We start from the raw sequence: 14,929 nt of genomic DNA, 5'->3' as shown, positions 1-14,929 counted from the left end.
CAGAACATCCCACGGGTGGTCGCCGAGAGTGGCTCGCGAGTCCTCATCGTGACCGACCAGGTTCTCCTGGGGCAGCCGGGCGTGGCCGACATCGTGGCCGCCGTGCGGGAGAAGGTCGCGGTCGTCGAGGTGTTCTCCGAGGCGACCTCGGACGTGCCGCTCTCCGATGTCGCCCGTGCCGTCTCGGCCGCCGCCGAGGTGGACGCCGACGTCATCCTCGCCATCGGGGGTGGCACGGTGATCGACCTCGCCAAGATCGTTGGCGTCATCCGACGGCACGGTGGGACGCCGCGCGACTTCTACGGCGAGTCGAAGGTGCCGGGGCCGACGCTTCCGCTCGTGGCGGTCCCGACGACGTCGGGCACCGGTTCCGAGCTCACGCCCGTCTCGGTGTTGACCGACCCGGACCGCGAGCTGAAGGTGGGGGTCTCCAGCGTCCACATCGTGCCCGACTTCGCCATCGTGGACCCCGAACTCACCTACACCTGCCCGGCGACCGTCACCGCCCACTCCGGCATCGACGCGTTCTGTCACGCCGTGGAGAGCTACACCGCGCGGTCCCGGCCCCACGGGCCGCGCGACCCGGTGGAGCAGGTGTTCCTCGGCCGCAACCCGATCACCGACCACTACGCGCTCCTGGCCGCGGAGCGGATCGCCCGCAGCCTGCGTCGCGCGGTCCGGGACGGAGACGACACGGACGCCCGCGCCGACATGTCCTACGGGTCGATGCTCGCCGGACTCGCCTTCTCCCACGCGGGCAACGCGGCCCCACACGCTCTCCAGTACCCCATCGGCGCAGCCACGCACACACCGCACGGTCTGGGCGTCGGGCTGCTACTCCCCTACGCTCTCGACGCGGCCAGGGATGCCATCAGCGACCGGTTGGCCATCCTCGCCGGGGTGTGCGGGCTCGACGTGACCGGCGCGTCCGACGCCGAGGCCGCGGACGCGTTCCTCAGCTGGCTCGACGGGCTCCTTGCCGACATCGGCATCCCTCCCACTCTGGCGGACATCGGCGTGGCTCGCGACGATCTGCCGCGCTTCGCGGAGATGGCCAGTGGCGTCACCCGCCTGATCCAGAACCACCCGGGCCCGACCGACACCGCCAGCCTGACCGCGATCCTGGAAGCGGCCTGGACCGGGGACCGGAGACGACTGTCCTGACTCCGAGCGGGGATCCGCCCCGAATGATCGTTCGTCCGACCATGCCTATGCTCGGTCGGCTCACGTCGGCGGGGGTCGAAGCGCTAGCCGGCGGTCGCCTCACGCTGGATCTGCTCGAACTGCGCGGCCATCGCGGCGGCCAGGGCCTGCGCGGCGGACAGCGGGCGAACCATGACCGTGAACTCGTCGATCAAGCCGCTCTCGTCCAGGTGCAGGAAGTCACAACCCTCGACGGCGACGTCGCCGATCCGCGCCTCGAAGACCAGCGCGTGATCACGACCGCCCTCGCCGCTCAGCTCACGGACGTACCGGAAGTCCTCGAACACCCGCAGCACACCCCGCAGGATCGCTGCGGTGATCGCCTTGCCCGGATAGGGCTTGAACGCCACCGGGCTCCGAAACAGCACGGTGTCGGCCAGGGTCGCCTCGATTGCATCGGCGTCACCTGCCTCAACCGCCGCACGAAAATCGATCACCACCTCAGCGTACGGCTCCTTGGGCGTCGACCGGCCCGCCGCCCTCCTCAGGTCGATCCGCCGACGCCGCCACCGCGCCCGAGCGATGAGCAGCCAGCACGCCATGATCACGATCCCCGCCTGGGGTACTAGACTCGCCGGATGTCCGAGCACCACCCCCTCCCACTGTGGGCGGGACGCACAGCGGCGCTGCTGGGCATCGTGCTCGTCGCACTCACCCTGCGCCAGGCTGTTGCGGCGATATCGCCGATCCTCGGCGACATCCGGGGGGACATCCCGATATCGGACATCGGCGTCGGGCTGCTCGGCACGTTGCCACCGATCCTGTTGGCGGCGTCCGGGTTCATCGCGCCGCGCGTCGCCCGCGGCTTCGGCCTCGACGGCGGCATCGTGCTCGCGCTGCTGCTCATGACCCTCGGCCATCTCGTGCGCGCGTTCGCCCCGGGCTTCGCGGTGCTGCTCGTCGGCAGTGTCGTCGCGCTCGCCGGTACGGGCATCGGCAACGTGCTGCTGCCGCCGATCGTGCGGCGCTACTTCCCCGACCGGGTAGCGCTGCTGACCGCCGTCTACGTCTGCGTCGTGGGCGTGAGCACGGCCGTGCCCGCCGCGGCCGCCGCTCCGGTCGCCGAGCAGATCGGCTGGCGGTTCTCGCTCGGCATCTGGTCGGTCACCTCGGTAGTCGCGCTCGCTCCCTGGCTCGTCATCATCGCGCGGGAGCGCCGCCAGCGACTCTCGGATGCCGTCGCCGTCGAGTCCTCGCCTGCCGCCCTCGTCACGCGACTGTGGCGGTCACGCGTGGCCCTGTCGATCACCGTCGTGTTCTCAACCAGCACGATCTGCACCTACGCGGCCTTCGCCTGGCTGCCCGAGATCCTCGGCGACATCGCCGGCTCGACGCCGACCGAGGCCGGTGTGCTGCTCGCCGTCACCGGCATCGTCAGCGTGCCCGGCGCACTCGTCGCGCCCCTCCTCGTCGCGCGACTGCGCAACGTCGGCTGGCTGATCGCCGCCGGTATCGCGAGCTTCGTGCTCGGCTACCTCGGCCTGCTGCTCGCGCCCGCGACACTCACGCTGCTCTGGGTGCTGCTCATCGGCTCGGGGTCGATCCTGTTCCCGGCCTGCCTCGTGCTCATCAACGTCCGCACCCGAACGCAGGGCGGCACCGTCGCGCTGAGCGGCTTCGCCCAGGGGGTCGCGTACGCGTTCGGCGCACTCGGTCCGCTGCTGGTCGGTCTGCTGCACGACGTGAGCGACGGGTGGACCCTGCCGCTGCTGTTCCTGCTCGCCGTCGCCCTCGTGGCGGCCATCCCGGCGATCACGCTTGCGAGGCCCGCGTTCGTCGAGGACGAGCTCGCCCGCTAGGCCGTGTGCAAGGTCCTCGGTCGAGCCGAGGGGCGAACGGCGGACACCACAATGAGCGTGATGCCTGTGAGTCATCTTGATGACCCACAGGCATCACGCTCAATGGAGCGGGCGGCTCCGATCCGGCCGGACCACGGGCCGCGAGCGGCGTTTCACCAACGGCCGAAACGGCCGGTCCTCACGGCCTCCGCAGGCCGGCCAGGGGCTTTTGACACAGGGCCTGGCGCACCGCTGGACGCGATCCTCGCCCGCGCCTTCCTCGCCGCCGCCCATGGCGGTCAGCCCGACCCGGCCGGGCCGATCGCGCTGACCGTCGTCCAACTACGTCACCGGATCGCCGCTCCTTCGCCGAACACGGGCGGGCTACTAGCATGCGGGCGTGGCTCATGTTGTCCAGGCCCGCAGGCCGTACCCGCTGCTTGTCGCCGCGGTGGTCCTGTTGGCCCTCGGCGCGGCAATGGCCTGGGCGCTCGGCGACACGCTGGGGTTGAGCCACGCCCCCGCCGTAGTCCCGCGCGAGGAGGCTGTCGCCGCGCCGACGCGGACGCCCGCGCCGCTCCCGCCGTTGGCGTCCATCGTCGTGCCCGACGAGCCGCGCCTCACGAAGGCCGCGGCCGCCGTCGCCGACGCGGTCGTTCGCCGCGGCCTGCCCCGGCCGGCGCTCGTTCCGGCCGCACCGAACTCGGCCGGGTCCGCGACGGCCCCGCCGGGCACCGGCACGGCACGCCGCGCGGCCCCGGACCTGTCGGCGGTCCGCACGCTGCGGGCGAGCGTGCTGACCGCCCTCGGTGGGACGCCCGAGTCGTACCGGCTCGACGTGCGCGACACCGAGCTGACCGTCCAGGGCGGCGACGTCGCGGGCGTGGCAGCCGGGATGTACCGGCTGGCCGACCGGATCAGCTCCGGTGCCGACGCGATCCCCGCAGCGGACGCGGGTCGGGTGGTCACCCCCCGGCTCGGGCTGCGGCTGACCGACGCCGGTTCGGTGGGGCGCGAGCCCGAACCGGCCGTCTTCGCCGCCGGCGACGACTACGGATTGAACACCGACGTGGTCGGGTCGGCGGTGCTGCCTCGCGCACCGTGGGTGGACGCGGGCGCGGTGGCCCGCATCGACGCACAGTTTCGGCAGTTCGTCGACCACTCGGTGGCACAGGGCTTCAACGGAGTCGTCGTACCCGGCTTCCTCGAGTACGTCACGTTCGCCGAGGTTGGTGACGGGCACGCGGTCTATCCACCCGGCGACCCGCACGTCGACCGCGCGCGGGCGCTGGTCGCGGCGTTCGGCCCCGTCTTCCGGTACGCCGAGGACATGGGCGTTCGGGTGTTCCTGCTGACCGACATGCTCTCGGTGTCGCCTCCACTGGAGGCGTACCTGACGCGGACGGTCGGCGGCCTCGACGTGGCCGACCCTCGGCTGTGGTCGGTCTACCAGGCCGGCCTGGCCGAGCTGTTCGAGAGCATGCCGTTCGTCGACGGCCTGATGGTCCGCATCGGCGAGGGCGGCGAGGTGTACGCCGGGACCGGCTGGGACTACTCGTCGCGGCTCGCGGTCACCACGGAGGCGTCCGTGCGCGCGATGCTGCGGGCGCTGCTGGACACGGCGGGCACAGCCGGGAAGGACATCATCTTCCGCACCTGGACGGTGGGCGTCGGCGCCGTCGGCGATCTGCACACCAACCCGGATTCGTACGCGCGGGTCCTCGGCGGGCTCGACGACCCGCACCTGATCGTCTCCACCAAGTACACCCTGGGCGACTTCTACAGTCACCTACCGCTGAACACCACCCTGCTGGGCGGCCGACACCGCCGCATCGTCGAGTTCCAGGCCCGGCGCGAGTTCGAGGGGTTCGGCTCGTTGCCCAACGACCTCGGCCCGCTGCACCGCGAAGCGCTGCGCGCCTTCCTTGCCGCCAACCCGAACGTCGAGGGTGTCTGGAACTGGACCCAGGACGGCGGTCCACTGCGCGCCGGGCCCATGTCGCTGTACCTACGCACCGGGTTCTGGCAGCTCTACGACCTCAACACGTACGCCGTCGGCCGCCTGGCCTGGGACCCGCAGGCCGACCCGGCACAGGTCACGGCGGACTGGGCGTACCGCACGTTCTCCGGCGACCCAGCCACCGTCGCCGCGATCGGGCGGGCCATGGCGCTGTCCCGCCAAGCCGTCACGAAGGGCCTCTACATCGGTCCGTACGCGGACCGGTCGGTGCGGGCGCTCGGGCTGGAACCGCCGCCCATGATGTGGATCTTCGAGTGGGACATCCCTACCGGCGACTCCGCCGCGCTGGACAGCATCTACGCGGTGACCGGCGGCCGCGTCGACGAGGCGATCGAGGAGGGTACGCAGGCCGTCCTGCTGGCCCGACAGATGCGCGATCTGGTCGCCGCAACCGAACCGGCGACCTGGCGGGACGCCGAACTGCGCGGACGCTTCACCGCGACGCTCGACTACCAGGTCGACCTGTTCGAGACGCTTGGCGCGTACCGGACCATGGTGCTGCGGCACGCGCAGTGGCTGGACACCGGTTCCCCGGCTGCCCGCCACGACTGGCGGATGGCGACGACGGCATACCACCATGCGCGCGACGCACACCGGCAGCGCTACGGCGCCGACCTGGACCTGCCCGCGTACAACTTCACCGCCGCGGACATCGGGGCGCGACGCGCCGACCGGGACCCGGCGATGGCCTGGGCGGCCCGGGCGCTGCTCGGGTCGATCCTGCTGGTGCTGCTGCTCGGCCTGCGCGGTCGCGGGTTCGGCGCGGCCGGCGCGCGCGGGTTGCTGCTCGGCGCGTTCCGGCCGTGGCGGGTCGCCACGCTGCCGACGCCCACGACACGGGCGGACCGGGTGGTGGTGTGGCTGGTCCCGACCGTGGTGCTGGTGGCGAGCCGGCTCGTGCTGACCTGGTTCGCCGCGCCGGCGCACCTGCTTGTCACCCTCGGCGGGTGGGCACTGTTCGCCCTCGTCGTACGCCTCGTCGTCGGCCGGCGGGACCCGTTCCACCTGTGGGCCACGCTCGGCGGCGTCGCGCTGCTGCGCAGCGTGCTGCTGCTGGCGGCGCTCGCCGGGCGCGGACCAGGCGGATACTGGTTCGCCTTCTGGACGGTGCCCGGGCTGCGCGCCGCGTACGTCACCATCGCGTTCGCCGCGTTCTGTTGGCTGTTCGTGGTCAGCGCGGTGGTCCTGCGGGACCGGTACGGGCTGCGCGGTCGAAGCGCCGTCGGGCTGACCCTCACCGCCACGGGTGTGCCCCTCGGCGTGCTGTCCACCCTGGTCTCGGTGGTGGGCCTGGAACGAGCGCTGACGGTGTGGAACGACCAGCTCGCCCTGCTGCCCTGGGGCCTGTCCCGCATCCTCGGCATCACCGTCTACCTCGGCATCCCCACCCAACTCCCGGCGTACACCGCCGCCGCCGGAGCCGCCCTGGCCGCCGCCGGCCTACTCCTGTCACTCGGCCACCGTGGGATCGTGCGTCGTATCGTCTGAGCGCGCCCTCGCCGCCGGCGAGGTGGTCATCAACTCCCCCCGCTGACGGCCGCCATCATGATCAGGGTGCGCCGCCGCCGTCGACTCATCAGTGCGAAACAGGCGGTGAGCACCACCAGCTCCAGCTCGGCCCAGTCACCGGTGACCTCGACACGGATCGGCCCGCCGAATCGGCCGGGAAGGCGTACCGCGATGCGGTGTCCGTCGCGTACCAGCTCACCCCCACCGTGACCGGGCATCCAGCGGGCCACCCCGCCGGGCCCCGGCACGTGCGACCGGCCCGGGTCGAGCCGTACCGGGACGCCGTGCTCGCCCCGGGCGGTGAACCCGATGCGTCGGCGGCCGGTCGGTTCGACAGTCCAGCGCCCGGTGCCGGTGCGGATCTCACCGCACCGCCAGGTCCAGCCGGTACGCAGCGAGGCGTTCGCCGCGGAGTCGAGGACGAAGACCCCGTCCTGCTTGCGTACGGTCAGCGCGGTCATCGGTTCGCCCCCGCCGGGCGCGACCGGGGCAGGCCGAGGATGAGGATGAGGCCGACGCTCAGGTGCAGCAGCGCGAGGGTCGCCTTCGCTCCCGCACCGACACCACCGGTCGGGCCGACCACGAGCGACAGCAGCAGGACGGCCACCGCGATCGAGGTCCACCAGACCCGGGAGCGGTTGGTGGCGCGTTCCAGCGCCGCGAGCAGCGCCCAGCCGGCCAGTGCCGCCACCGCTGCGGCCACGACGACAGCGGCCACCGTGACCTGTCGGGTCGAGCTTCCGGAAGTGACCGCGACGTCGACGCCGGCCACCGAGTGCAGGAGCGCGAACTCGACCACCGCCACCACGATCGCGCTGGCCGTCACCGCGGCTCGGTTCAGGAGAAGGTTGTTCGTCATGGCCTGAGTCTGCGGACTGGGCCGGGCCCGACGCGTCGTCCCAGACGCCGCGGCGGCTACGCCTCCCGGCGGCTCGGCGTACTACCAAAGGAGGTGGTCCGGCCCGCCACGAGCCCAGTAGCCTGCGCGATGTGGATGCCGCGACGTGCGAGGTCGAGCGGCCGCCGACGTGGCGTTCCGTCCCGGTGGCCGCGACGACCGTGGCGGTCGGCGTCCTCGTCGGGACCATGCTGTGGTCCGCCACCCGGTCCAGCTCCGCCGGCCTGGCCGCCGTCGACGTGGCGCTGGCGGTGGCCGCCCTGGCCCTCGTTCCGGTGGTCCTCCGCCATCCGCAGGTCGGTGGCGTGCTGGCCGGCCTGCTCGTCGCGCTGTCCCCGGTGGCCACGCCGGTAGCCAGCTTCGCGGTGTTGTTCACCGCCCGCAACCGGCCGTTTCGGCACGCGGTGACGGTGGCGGCGGTCGGGGTCACGGGCGAGGCCGTGCAGGCGTTCTGGCGGCCGGTGCCCAGCCTGCCGTACGGGTGGCGGCTGGTGCTGATGACGATCGCCTACGCGGCCCTGCTCGGCTGGGGCACCTGGGCGCAGGCCCGCAACGCCCTGCTGGCGGCCCTGCGGGACCGGGCCCAGCGGGCCGAGCAGGAACAGGAACGGCGGGTCGGCGAGGCACGGGCCGCGGAGCGCAGCCGCATCGCACGGGAGATGCACGACGTGTTGGCCCACCGGCTGTCCCTGCTGGCAGCGGCCGCCGGCGCGATGGAGTACCGGCCGGACGCGCCGCCCGAACGGCTCAGCGCCGCCGCCGGGGTGATCCGGGCCAGCGCACACCACGCCCTCGACGAGCTGCGCGAGGTCATCACCCTGCTGCGCAGCGACGACGCCGAGTCCCCGACCGACACACCACCCGGGCAGACCCTCGCCGACCTGCCGCGTCTGGTCGACGAGGCGCGGGCCGCCGGGCAACAGATCGTGGTCGACGACCCGCTCGGGCCGCCGGTCGAGATCCCTGCCACGGTCGGCCGCACCGCGTACCGGATCGCGCAGGAGGCGTTGACGAACGCCCGCAAGCACGCGGCCGGCCAGCCGGTCCGGCTGGTGCTCGACGGCGCGCCCGGCACCGGCCTGAGCATCGCGGTGAGCAACCCGACCACGCCCGACAGTGGCGTCATCGGCGGTGCCGGCACCGGCCTCATCGGTCTCGCCGAACGCGCCGAGCTCACCGGCGGTCGGGTCACCCACCACATCGACGCCACGGGTCGGTTCCACCTCACCGCCTGGCTGCCATGGCCGACGTGACGGGCCCGATCCGGGTCGTCATCGTCGACGACGACCCTCTCGTACGGGGAATGCTCACGCTGATGCTCGACGGCGCCGACGGGATCGTCGTGGTGGGCGAGGCCGCCGACGGCGCCGCGGCGATCACGGCGGTGGACCGGCACCTGCCCGACGTGGTGCTGATGGACATCAGGATGCCCGGCGTCAACGGCATCACCGCCACCGAGCGTCTGCGCCGCCGCCGCCACCGGCCGCCCGAGATCATCGTGCTCACCACGTTCGACACCGACGAGCACGTGGTGCGGGCCCTCCGGGCGGGCGCGAGCGGCTTCCTGCTCAAGGACACCCCGCCCGAGCAGATCAGCCAGGCGGTACGCGCGGTCGCGGCCGGCAACCCGATGCTGTCCCCCGGCGTGACGCGTCGCCTCATGCAGCGGGTCGCCTCCGGGGCCGAGTCCCACGAGCGGGCGCACGATCGGCTGGCCCTGCTCACACCCCGCGAACGCGACGTCGTGCTGGCTATCGCGCAGGGCCGGTCAAACGCCGAAATCGCCAGCGAACTGCTGATGAGCGTGACGACGGTGAAGGCCCACGTCTCGCACATCCTGACCAAGCTGGATCTCGACAACCGTACCCAGATCGCCCTGCTCGCTCACGACGGCCGGCTCCTCTGATCCACCTCGCCGGCTCGCCGGCCTCGGCGGTGGTGCACGATCAGCGCGACCGCGCAGAGCGCCGCCACCAGACCGAACGCCGAGCTGACCCACGGGTTGTCCGCCGCGGTCGACAGCACCATGTTGGCCGCCGCGCTGACGAAGAGCGCCAGCCAGAGCAGCGGGCGGAGCAGGTCGCCCGGCTTCCTGGGCGCGGCGACCGGGGCATCGGTGATGCGGTACGGATCGGTCATGACTGCCTCCTTCGGCGAACGTTCCTCGACGCCGTCAACGCTAGGCAGGCGACGCGGCGGCGACGATGCCGCCAGCTCGACAACCCTGGTACAGCAGGCTGCACCTCCGCCGCTACCCCGGCCTCGCGGTGCTGGCTCTCGGTGCGCGCCGTCGGGTCGGGTTCTCTGTCGGAGGGCGGGCAGCGGTAGCGCCTGCTGTACCTGGATCCGCCAGCCCGCGGGATGGTTGCCGTTCGTGCAGGTCAATAGCGTTTCTGGTGCGCGCAGTTCTTGCCGATGACACCGAGAAAGGCCACCAGGATGCCGGACTATCCGGGACAGACCGATCAACCGGCGGTACGCGTCGAACACCTCACCCGCGTGTACGACGCCGGCCCCGCTCAGGTGACGGCGCTCGCCGACGTCGATGTCGGCTTCGGCCGGGCTGCCGGCCGACGCGGCGCGGACGGTCCGCGAGTTGCCCGGGGTGCAGGCGGCCACCGGTGTGCACCGGTGGTGCGGGCGCTGGACGGCATCGAGCCGATCAGCGCCCGGTCGGTCGACCCGGCGGGCATCACGTCGACGATGGACCTCGCCGTGCGCGAGGGTGACCTCGCCGACCTGCGCGCGGGCACGGTCGCCGTGTCCGCGATGCAGGCGTCCTCGTCCGGCTGGGACATCGGCGACCAGGTCGAACTCTGGCTCGGCGACGGCACGCCTTTCACGTTGGACGTCGTCGCGACCTACGGCCGCGGCCTCGGCTTCGGCGACGTCACACTGGCTGTCGAGACGGTCGCCGGGCACACGGCGGGGAACACCGTCGACGAGGTCCTGGTCAGCGCCGGCCCGGAGGCCGACACCGCGTTGACCACCTGGTCGGCCGGGCAACCGGGCGCCCAGGTGCTCGACGCCGCCACCCGTACGCGCCTGGTCAGCACCGATCTGGCGCTCGGCGCCTGGCTGAACCGGCTGCTGATCGGCGTGATGGTGGGGTACGCGGCACTGGCGGCGGCCACCACGATGGTGATGGCCGCGCTGGCCCGCCGCCGCGAGTTGGCCTTGCTGCAACTGGTCGGAGTCACCCGCGGTCAGATTCGCGCAATGGTCCAGGCCGAACAGGCCGGGCTCCTCGGCACCGCCGTGCTGATCGGCGCGACGATCGCGGTGCTGACCCTCAGCGCGATCGTCAACGGACTGACCGGCAGCCCGATCCCGTACGTCCCGCCGCTCGGTTGGGTGGCGGTGCTCGGGGGCACGACACTGCTGGCGTTGACAGCCACGGTCTGGCCCGTCCGACGGCTGCTCAACGCCCCTCCGATCGACGACATCGGTGTCAAGGAGTGAGCGTCGCGGTCAGGGCATCAGTGCGTCGGGCGATGCCTCCCCGCGGATGAGGTGGACGTGATCCACCTCGCAGCATTTGCCTCTAACGTCAACGTGAGGTTCTAGCGTGTGGGTATGCGAATCAACGGCTCAACCGCTCTGGTGACCGGCGCCAACCGCGGCCTCGGCAAGGCCTTCGTCGAAGCACTCCTCGCCCGTGGCGCCACCGTCTATGCGACCGCCCGTCGCGTGGAAAGCATCGACATCCCCGGTGCCGTCCCCCTCCAGTTGGACATCACGGACCTGGCGTCCATCGAGGCAGCGGCGTCCCAGGTGGGCGACCTCGACATCCTCGTCAACAACGCCGGCACCTCCACACAAGCCCCGCTGCTCGGTCCCTCCACGGAGAACATCCGCAAAGACTTCGACACCAACTTCTGGGGCACCCTCAACGTCACCCGCGCCTTCGCGCCGAAGCTGGCCGGTGGCGCCATCCTCAACGTCATCTCGGCGCTGAGCTGGTACACCTTCTCTCCCGGCAGCAACGGCTACGCCGCCTCCAAGGCCGCAGAATGGTCCCTGACGAACGGCCTCCGACTCGAGCTGGCCGACCAGAAGACTCTGGTCACCGCCCTGGCGCTGGCGATCGCCGACACGGACATGATGGCCGGCATCGACATCCCCAAGCTCGCGCCCCACGAGGTGGTCACCCAGGCCCTCGACGGACTCGAAGCGGGCAGGATCGAAGTGATCGCCGACAAGCCCACCGCCAACGTCAAGGCCTCCCTCTCCGGCGACCCCGCCCTCTTCTACGCCGACATCACCGGCAACCTGTTCGGGTGATCTTGCCGGCAGGAGTGGGCGGCTTGACCAGAGGCGTACACCCGATGCCGCGGCCGGCTCCCCGGTGGAGCCGGCCGCCGCCTGAGCGCCGGCGGCCCGTGCGGTCGCTCCACCTCGTGGTCATGCCCCTCGCTCGCCGTAAGCAGTCGGTAATCCGGTCCTGCCTGGCGACAGCGAGGTCCTGCGGCTTGACTTGAACAGTGACTCGCCGTCTTCTCCGCACTCCCGTCACCTGGATCGTCGTGGCCACGTTCGGCATCGGTGTCGCAGGAGCCTTCTACTGGTTCCAGCCTTGGCGGTTGTTCACCGACACGGTCGTGGCGGACACCCTCTCCACCGTCCCGCAGCCGTCCCGATCCCCATCTCCATCCCCAGCTGCGGACATTCCGGCCTCGCCGACTGTCCTCGCCGAGGGTACGTTCGTCACACACGAGCACGACACCAGCGGCACGGTCCGGATGGTCCGCAACCCGGACGGCAGCCACCAGCTCGAAATCGAAGGGCTGGACACCAGCGACGGCCCTGACCTGCGGGTGTGGTTGTCCGATCAGCGGGTCCGTGCAGGCACCGCCGGCTGGCGGGTGTTCGACGACGGCCAGTACGCGGAATTGGGCAAGCTGAAAGGTAACCACGGCGATCAGGTGTACCGGTTGGCCGCTGGAGTCGATCCGACGGCGTTCCGCAGTGTCAGCATCTGGTGCAAGCGATTCGCTGTCTCGTTCGGCGCTGCGGAACTTGCCGCCGTCCCGTCCTAGGCGGACGCGCCTGGCCGCCCGCGGCACTGGCCCGATTCGCCGACGACCAGGATCCAGCGGTCCGACGACTCGTCGCCCGCGACCCACAGGCGGATCCGATCCTCGTCGACCGACTCACCCACGACCCCGACGCCGCGGTACGACACACGATGGCGGCATGCCCCCTAGTACCGGTGGACCGAATCATCGAGCTGCTCGACCACGCCGAGCTGGCCGAGCCCGCAGCGGCGAACGCGTCGCTGCCCGCGCACGTGATGCGAGACCGAATCGCCTCTTCGGCCCCCTGACGGTGATGACGCGGTAGCGGCGGACAACAATGAGCCGGTCGGTTCCGGCACAGCGGACAGGAGCAACCGGTGGAGCATTTCGCGGTCGTGGTCAGTGCCGGCTCGTTCAGATCAGATGACGGTGATGCGATCCGGTTCCCTCACCGCTGGACACCCGAGGGCGTCACGGTCGAGGCGGACTTCACCGGGGCTCACCTGTTGCACCTCGCTGCGGCTGGCTGCGTCCTGAACGACATATACCGGGAGGCAGGCGAACTCGGCATCCGGATCGACGGGGCACGCGTATCGGCCGAGGGAGGTTTCGACACGCAGACGTGGATATCGAGCGGCATCACCTACCACGTCGAGTTGAACTCCCCCGCGTCCAGCGACGAACTTGTCATGCTGCTAGATCGTGTCGACCATGTCGCCGAGATACCGCGGGCGATTCGAGCCGGAGCCACGGTACGAAGAAGCTGACTCGCCCTGTCGACTCCGGCGAGTGGGACGTCGAGGCCTGCGGTCGTAGACCCTTCCCCACGTCACGCGAGCGTGACGTGGGGAAAGGCCGGATCACCCAGGTGGGATCAGGTGGTGGGGCGGCACAGCGAGTTCTGGTTGGCGCTACAGTCGGTCAGTTGCAGTGTGTCCACGTGCATGGTCAGGGTCGCGGGTTGCGAGCCACCGGCCGGTGCCACCACGGAGATCTGCACGCTGGCCGCGTTCGGCGGTGCGACCGCCTCGTGGGACCACTCCCACCAGTTCGACGTCAGGGCAAACGGGCTGCTGGGCGACGTGGACAGCAGCGTGCCCGCGGAGTTGTACCACCGCATACGCAGCGCGGCGGTTCCGGAGTCGGCACGTAGCCGGACGAAGAACTTGTAGTTGTGCCCGGCCGTCACCGACGGCCTACGGCTCACGATGACCGACTTCTCGGCCGACTGCGGTGAGCTGACGAACTGCAACGAGCGACGGTTGTCGAAGTAGCGGGCGGAAACGCCGGCATACGAGCCCTGCGGTGTCACCGAGATGGCTGCCCCCGATCCGGAGGTGGTGAACCCGGTGGGGTTCGAGGTGCCTGGCGCCTGCGCCTCGATGGTCCGTTCCTGCGCGGTCAGCAGGTCGTTGTTGGCACCGACGTCGCAGCACACCGGCGAGGTGAGCAGGGGGTGGACGGCCGCATTGTTCGTCGTCGTCGACGGATAGTTGTCCACATAGAACCGTGCGCTGGTCTCGCTCGGGTCGTAGTTCTGGCGGTAGCCCATATCGAAGGCCCACCAGTCGCCAGCGCACATCATGATGTCGGGGCAGTACTGCTCGGCCTGCCAGTTTCCGTTGGAGTCCTGCCACACGTGCTCGCTCATGTAGGCGTGACCGGCACCGAGCAGGTGCGCCATCTCGTGCCCGACGACCCCACTGTCCCATGCCTCGACGACGGAGATACAGCCGCTACCGCCACTGCTCGGACACCAGTGCGCCGACGCGGACGGCGCGGGGAACTCCGTCAGGACCACATACCAGCGGTTGCTGTCGTCGTACCCCTTGGCCGAAAGCTCGTTCGCGATCGACCAGTAGTCGGTGTTCGTGGTGTCGATCTTCACCGGCGTCACCATCGCCTGCGCGTACTGGTTGTACGTGCTGGTGGTCGTCGACCGGCAGCTCACCTTCACGTGCTGGTCGTAGTTGCTGGCCTGGTCGAGCAGCCAGTCAACGCGATCCACGACACGGGCGGCATTCTCGACGTTCGTCGCGTACTGGTTCCCGGTGGAGTTGTTCCACGCGTAGATCACCTGCACCGCCGCCGGACTGCTGGCCGGCGGACTCGTCGGGTCGGTGGCGGTCGTGTCGCAGCCTGCTCTGGGCAGACTGGCGTTGTTCGGCTGCGCGTACGGCAGGGTCGGCTCGCTGCCGAGGTTGGCGGCATAGACCGGCTGCCCGGACGACACCATCACCAACACACTCACGAGCAGGGAAGCCAACCCCAGACGGCGACCGCGCCCAGACCAGCGTCCTTTGCCAAGCATGCGAATCCTCCCTCGCGTAGGTCATTGTCGCGGCGTGACGTCGGGGATCGGCCTGACAGTTGCGGCAGACCGTGGCGCGAAAAGAACCTTCGCGCCCCACACCACCCATCGATGAAGGCCGAAGCTAGCTCTCTCGGGATATCGACCTCAAGGCGACGGAGCCGTCGTTTCTGGTCCGAACAGTCCCGAACA

Annotated in this window: 14 protein-coding genes; 9 read left to right on the top strand and 5 right to left on the bottom strand. The window is 70.9% G+C overall.

Going from position 1 to position 14,929, the window contains the following annotated elements; translation table 11 throughout:
- Nucleotides 1-15: 15 nt before the first annotated feature.
- A complete protein-coding gene (locus ABZU91_RS08495) occupies nt 16-1,164 on the top strand; it encodes an iron-containing alcohol dehydrogenase (protein WP_355235944.1) in 1,149 nt (382 codons plus the stop codon).
- A gap of 83 nt (nt 1,165-1,247) precedes the next feature.
- On the opposite strand, the gene ABZU91_RS08490 is transcribed toward ABZU91_RS08495, so the two are convergent.
- Nucleotides 1,248-1,640 carry a nuclear transport factor 2 family protein gene (locus ABZU91_RS08490; protein WP_355235941.1) on the bottom strand — a complete coding sequence of 131 codons (393 nt, stop codon included), beginning with the start codon at nt 1,638-1,640 and terminating at the stop codon, nt 1,248-1,250.
- Between the two features lie 141 nt (nt 1,641-1,781).
- Here ABZU91_RS08490 and ABZU91_RS08485 point away from each other — a divergent pair, with 141 nt between their 5' ends.
- Together ABZU91_RS08485 and ABZU91_RS08480 are read left to right on the top strand one after the other, a co-directional pair.
- Nucleotides 1,782-3,002: an MFS transporter gene (locus tag ABZU91_RS08485; RefSeq protein WP_355235938.1), complete on the top strand. Its 1,221-nt coding sequence runs from the start codon at nt 1,782-1,784 to the stop codon at nt 3,000-3,002.
- Between the two features lie 379 nt (nt 3,003-3,381).
- Nucleotides 3,382-6,489 (top strand): hypothetical protein, encoded by a 3,108-nt coding sequence (locus ABZU91_RS08480; RefSeq protein ID WP_355235935.1) that lies wholly within the window; start codon nt 3,382-3,384, stop codon nt 6,487-6,489.
- A gap of 29 nt (nt 6,490-6,518) precedes the next feature.
- On the opposite strand, the gene ABZU91_RS08475 is transcribed toward ABZU91_RS08480, so the two are convergent.
- Nucleotides 6,519-6,971, bottom strand: a complete 453-nt coding sequence (locus tag ABZU91_RS08475) for a hypothetical protein (RefSeq protein WP_355235932.1) — start codon at nt 6,969-6,971, stop codon at nt 6,519-6,521.
- Entirely contained in the window at nt 6,968-7,369 is a 402-nt protein-coding gene (locus ABZU91_RS08470) for a DUF6069 family protein (RefSeq protein WP_355235929.1), read from the bottom strand. Before ABZU91_RS08470 ends, ABZU91_RS08475 begins: the two co-directional genes overlap by 4 nt.
- A 131-nt stretch (nt 7,370-7,500) precedes the next feature.
- On the opposite strand from ABZU91_RS08470, the gene ABZU91_RS08465 reads away from it, so the two are divergent.
- Together ABZU91_RS08465 and ABZU91_RS08460 are read left to right on the top strand one after the other, a co-directional pair.
- Nucleotides 7,501-8,661: a histidine kinase gene (locus ABZU91_RS08465; protein ID WP_355235926.1), complete on the top strand. Its 1,161-nt coding sequence runs from the start codon at nt 7,501-7,503 to the stop codon at nt 8,659-8,661.
- Nucleotides 8,649-9,314: a response regulator transcription factor gene (locus ABZU91_RS08460; RefSeq protein ID WP_355235923.1), complete on the top strand. Its 666-nt coding sequence runs from the start codon at nt 8,649-8,651 to the stop codon at nt 9,312-9,314. The genes ABZU91_RS08465 and ABZU91_RS08460 overlap by 13 nt, the downstream gene beginning before the upstream one ends.
- Here ABZU91_RS08460 and ABZU91_RS08455 read toward each other — a convergent pair.
- Nucleotides 9,293-9,547, bottom strand: a complete 255-nt coding sequence (locus ABZU91_RS08455; protein WP_355235921.1) for a hypothetical protein — start codon at nt 9,545-9,547, stop codon at nt 9,293-9,295. The two genes, ABZU91_RS08460 and ABZU91_RS08455, sit on opposite strands and share 22 nt — an antisense overlap.
- 276 nt (nt 9,548-9,823) lie before the next feature.
- On the opposite strand from ABZU91_RS08455, the gene ABZU91_RS08450 reads away from it, so the two are divergent.
- The 4 genes from ABZU91_RS08450 (at nt 9,824) to ABZU91_RS08435 (ending at nt 13,193) form a co-directional block, all read left to right on the top strand.
- Nucleotides 9,824-10,870, top strand: a complete 1,047-nt coding sequence (locus ABZU91_RS08450; RefSeq protein ID WP_355235918.1) for an ABC transporter permease — start codon at nt 9,824-9,826, stop codon at nt 10,868-10,870.
- A 114-nt stretch (nt 10,871-10,984) separates the two neighbouring features.
- On the top strand, nt 10,985-11,692 hold the full coding sequence (locus tag ABZU91_RS08445) for an SDR family oxidoreductase (protein ID WP_355235916.1): 708 nt from the start codon (nt 10,985-10,987) through the stop codon (nt 11,690-11,692).
- 200 nt (nt 11,693-11,892) lie between these two features.
- Nucleotides 11,893-12,447: a DM13 domain-containing protein gene (locus tag ABZU91_RS08440; RefSeq protein ID WP_355235913.1), complete on the top strand. Its 555-nt coding sequence runs from the start codon at nt 11,893-11,895 to the stop codon at nt 12,445-12,447.
- 356 nt (nt 12,448-12,803) lie between these two features.
- On the top strand, nt 12,804-13,193 hold the full coding sequence (locus ABZU91_RS08435; protein ID WP_355235910.1) for an OsmC family protein: 390 nt from the start codon (nt 12,804-12,806) through the stop codon (nt 13,191-13,193).
- A 107-nt stretch (nt 13,194-13,300) separates the two neighbouring features.
- Here ABZU91_RS08435 and ABZU91_RS08430 read toward each other — a convergent pair whose 3' ends face one another.
- Entirely contained in the window at nt 13,301-14,677 is a 1,377-nt protein-coding gene (locus ABZU91_RS08430) for a hypothetical protein (protein WP_355235907.1), read from the bottom strand.
- Nucleotides 14,678-14,929: the final 252 nt, after the last annotated feature.

It is taken from the genome of Micromonospora sp. NPDC005174, assembly GCF_040608495.1.
GTDB lineage: Bacteria > Actinomycetota > Actinomycetes > Mycobacteriales > Micromonosporaceae > Micromonospora.
Note: the sequence above shows the minus strand (reverse complement) of the source record. Positions and strands in the feature narration are given on the sequence as shown.

Coding starts and splice junctions, on each gene's coding strand:
- ABZU91_RS08485 (WP_355235938.1), top strand. CDS start 1,782: ATGTCCGAGCACCACCCCCTCCCACTGTGGGCGGGACGCACAGCGGCG.
- ABZU91_RS08475 (WP_355235932.1), bottom strand. CDS start 6,971: ATGACCGCGCTGACCGTACGCAAGCAGGACGGGGTCTTCGTCCTCGAC.
- ABZU91_RS08470 (WP_355235929.1), bottom strand. CDS start 7,369: ATGACGAACAACCTTCTCCTGAACCGAGCCGCGGTGACGGCCAGCGCG.
- ABZU91_RS08460 (WP_355235923.1), top strand. CDS start 8,649: ATGGCCGACGTGACGGGCCCGATCCGGGTCGTCATCGTCGACGACGAC.
- ABZU91_RS08455 (WP_355235921.1), bottom strand. CDS start 9,547: ATGACCGATCCGTACCGCATCACCGATGCCCCGGTCGCCGCGCCCAGG.
- ABZU91_RS08450 (WP_355235918.1), top strand. CDS start 9,824: ATGACACCGAGAAAGGCCACCAGGATGCCGGACTATCCGGGACAGACC.
- ABZU91_RS08445 (WP_355235916.1), top strand. CDS start 10,985: ATGCGAATCAACGGCTCAACCGCTCTGGTGACCGGCGCCAACCGCGGC.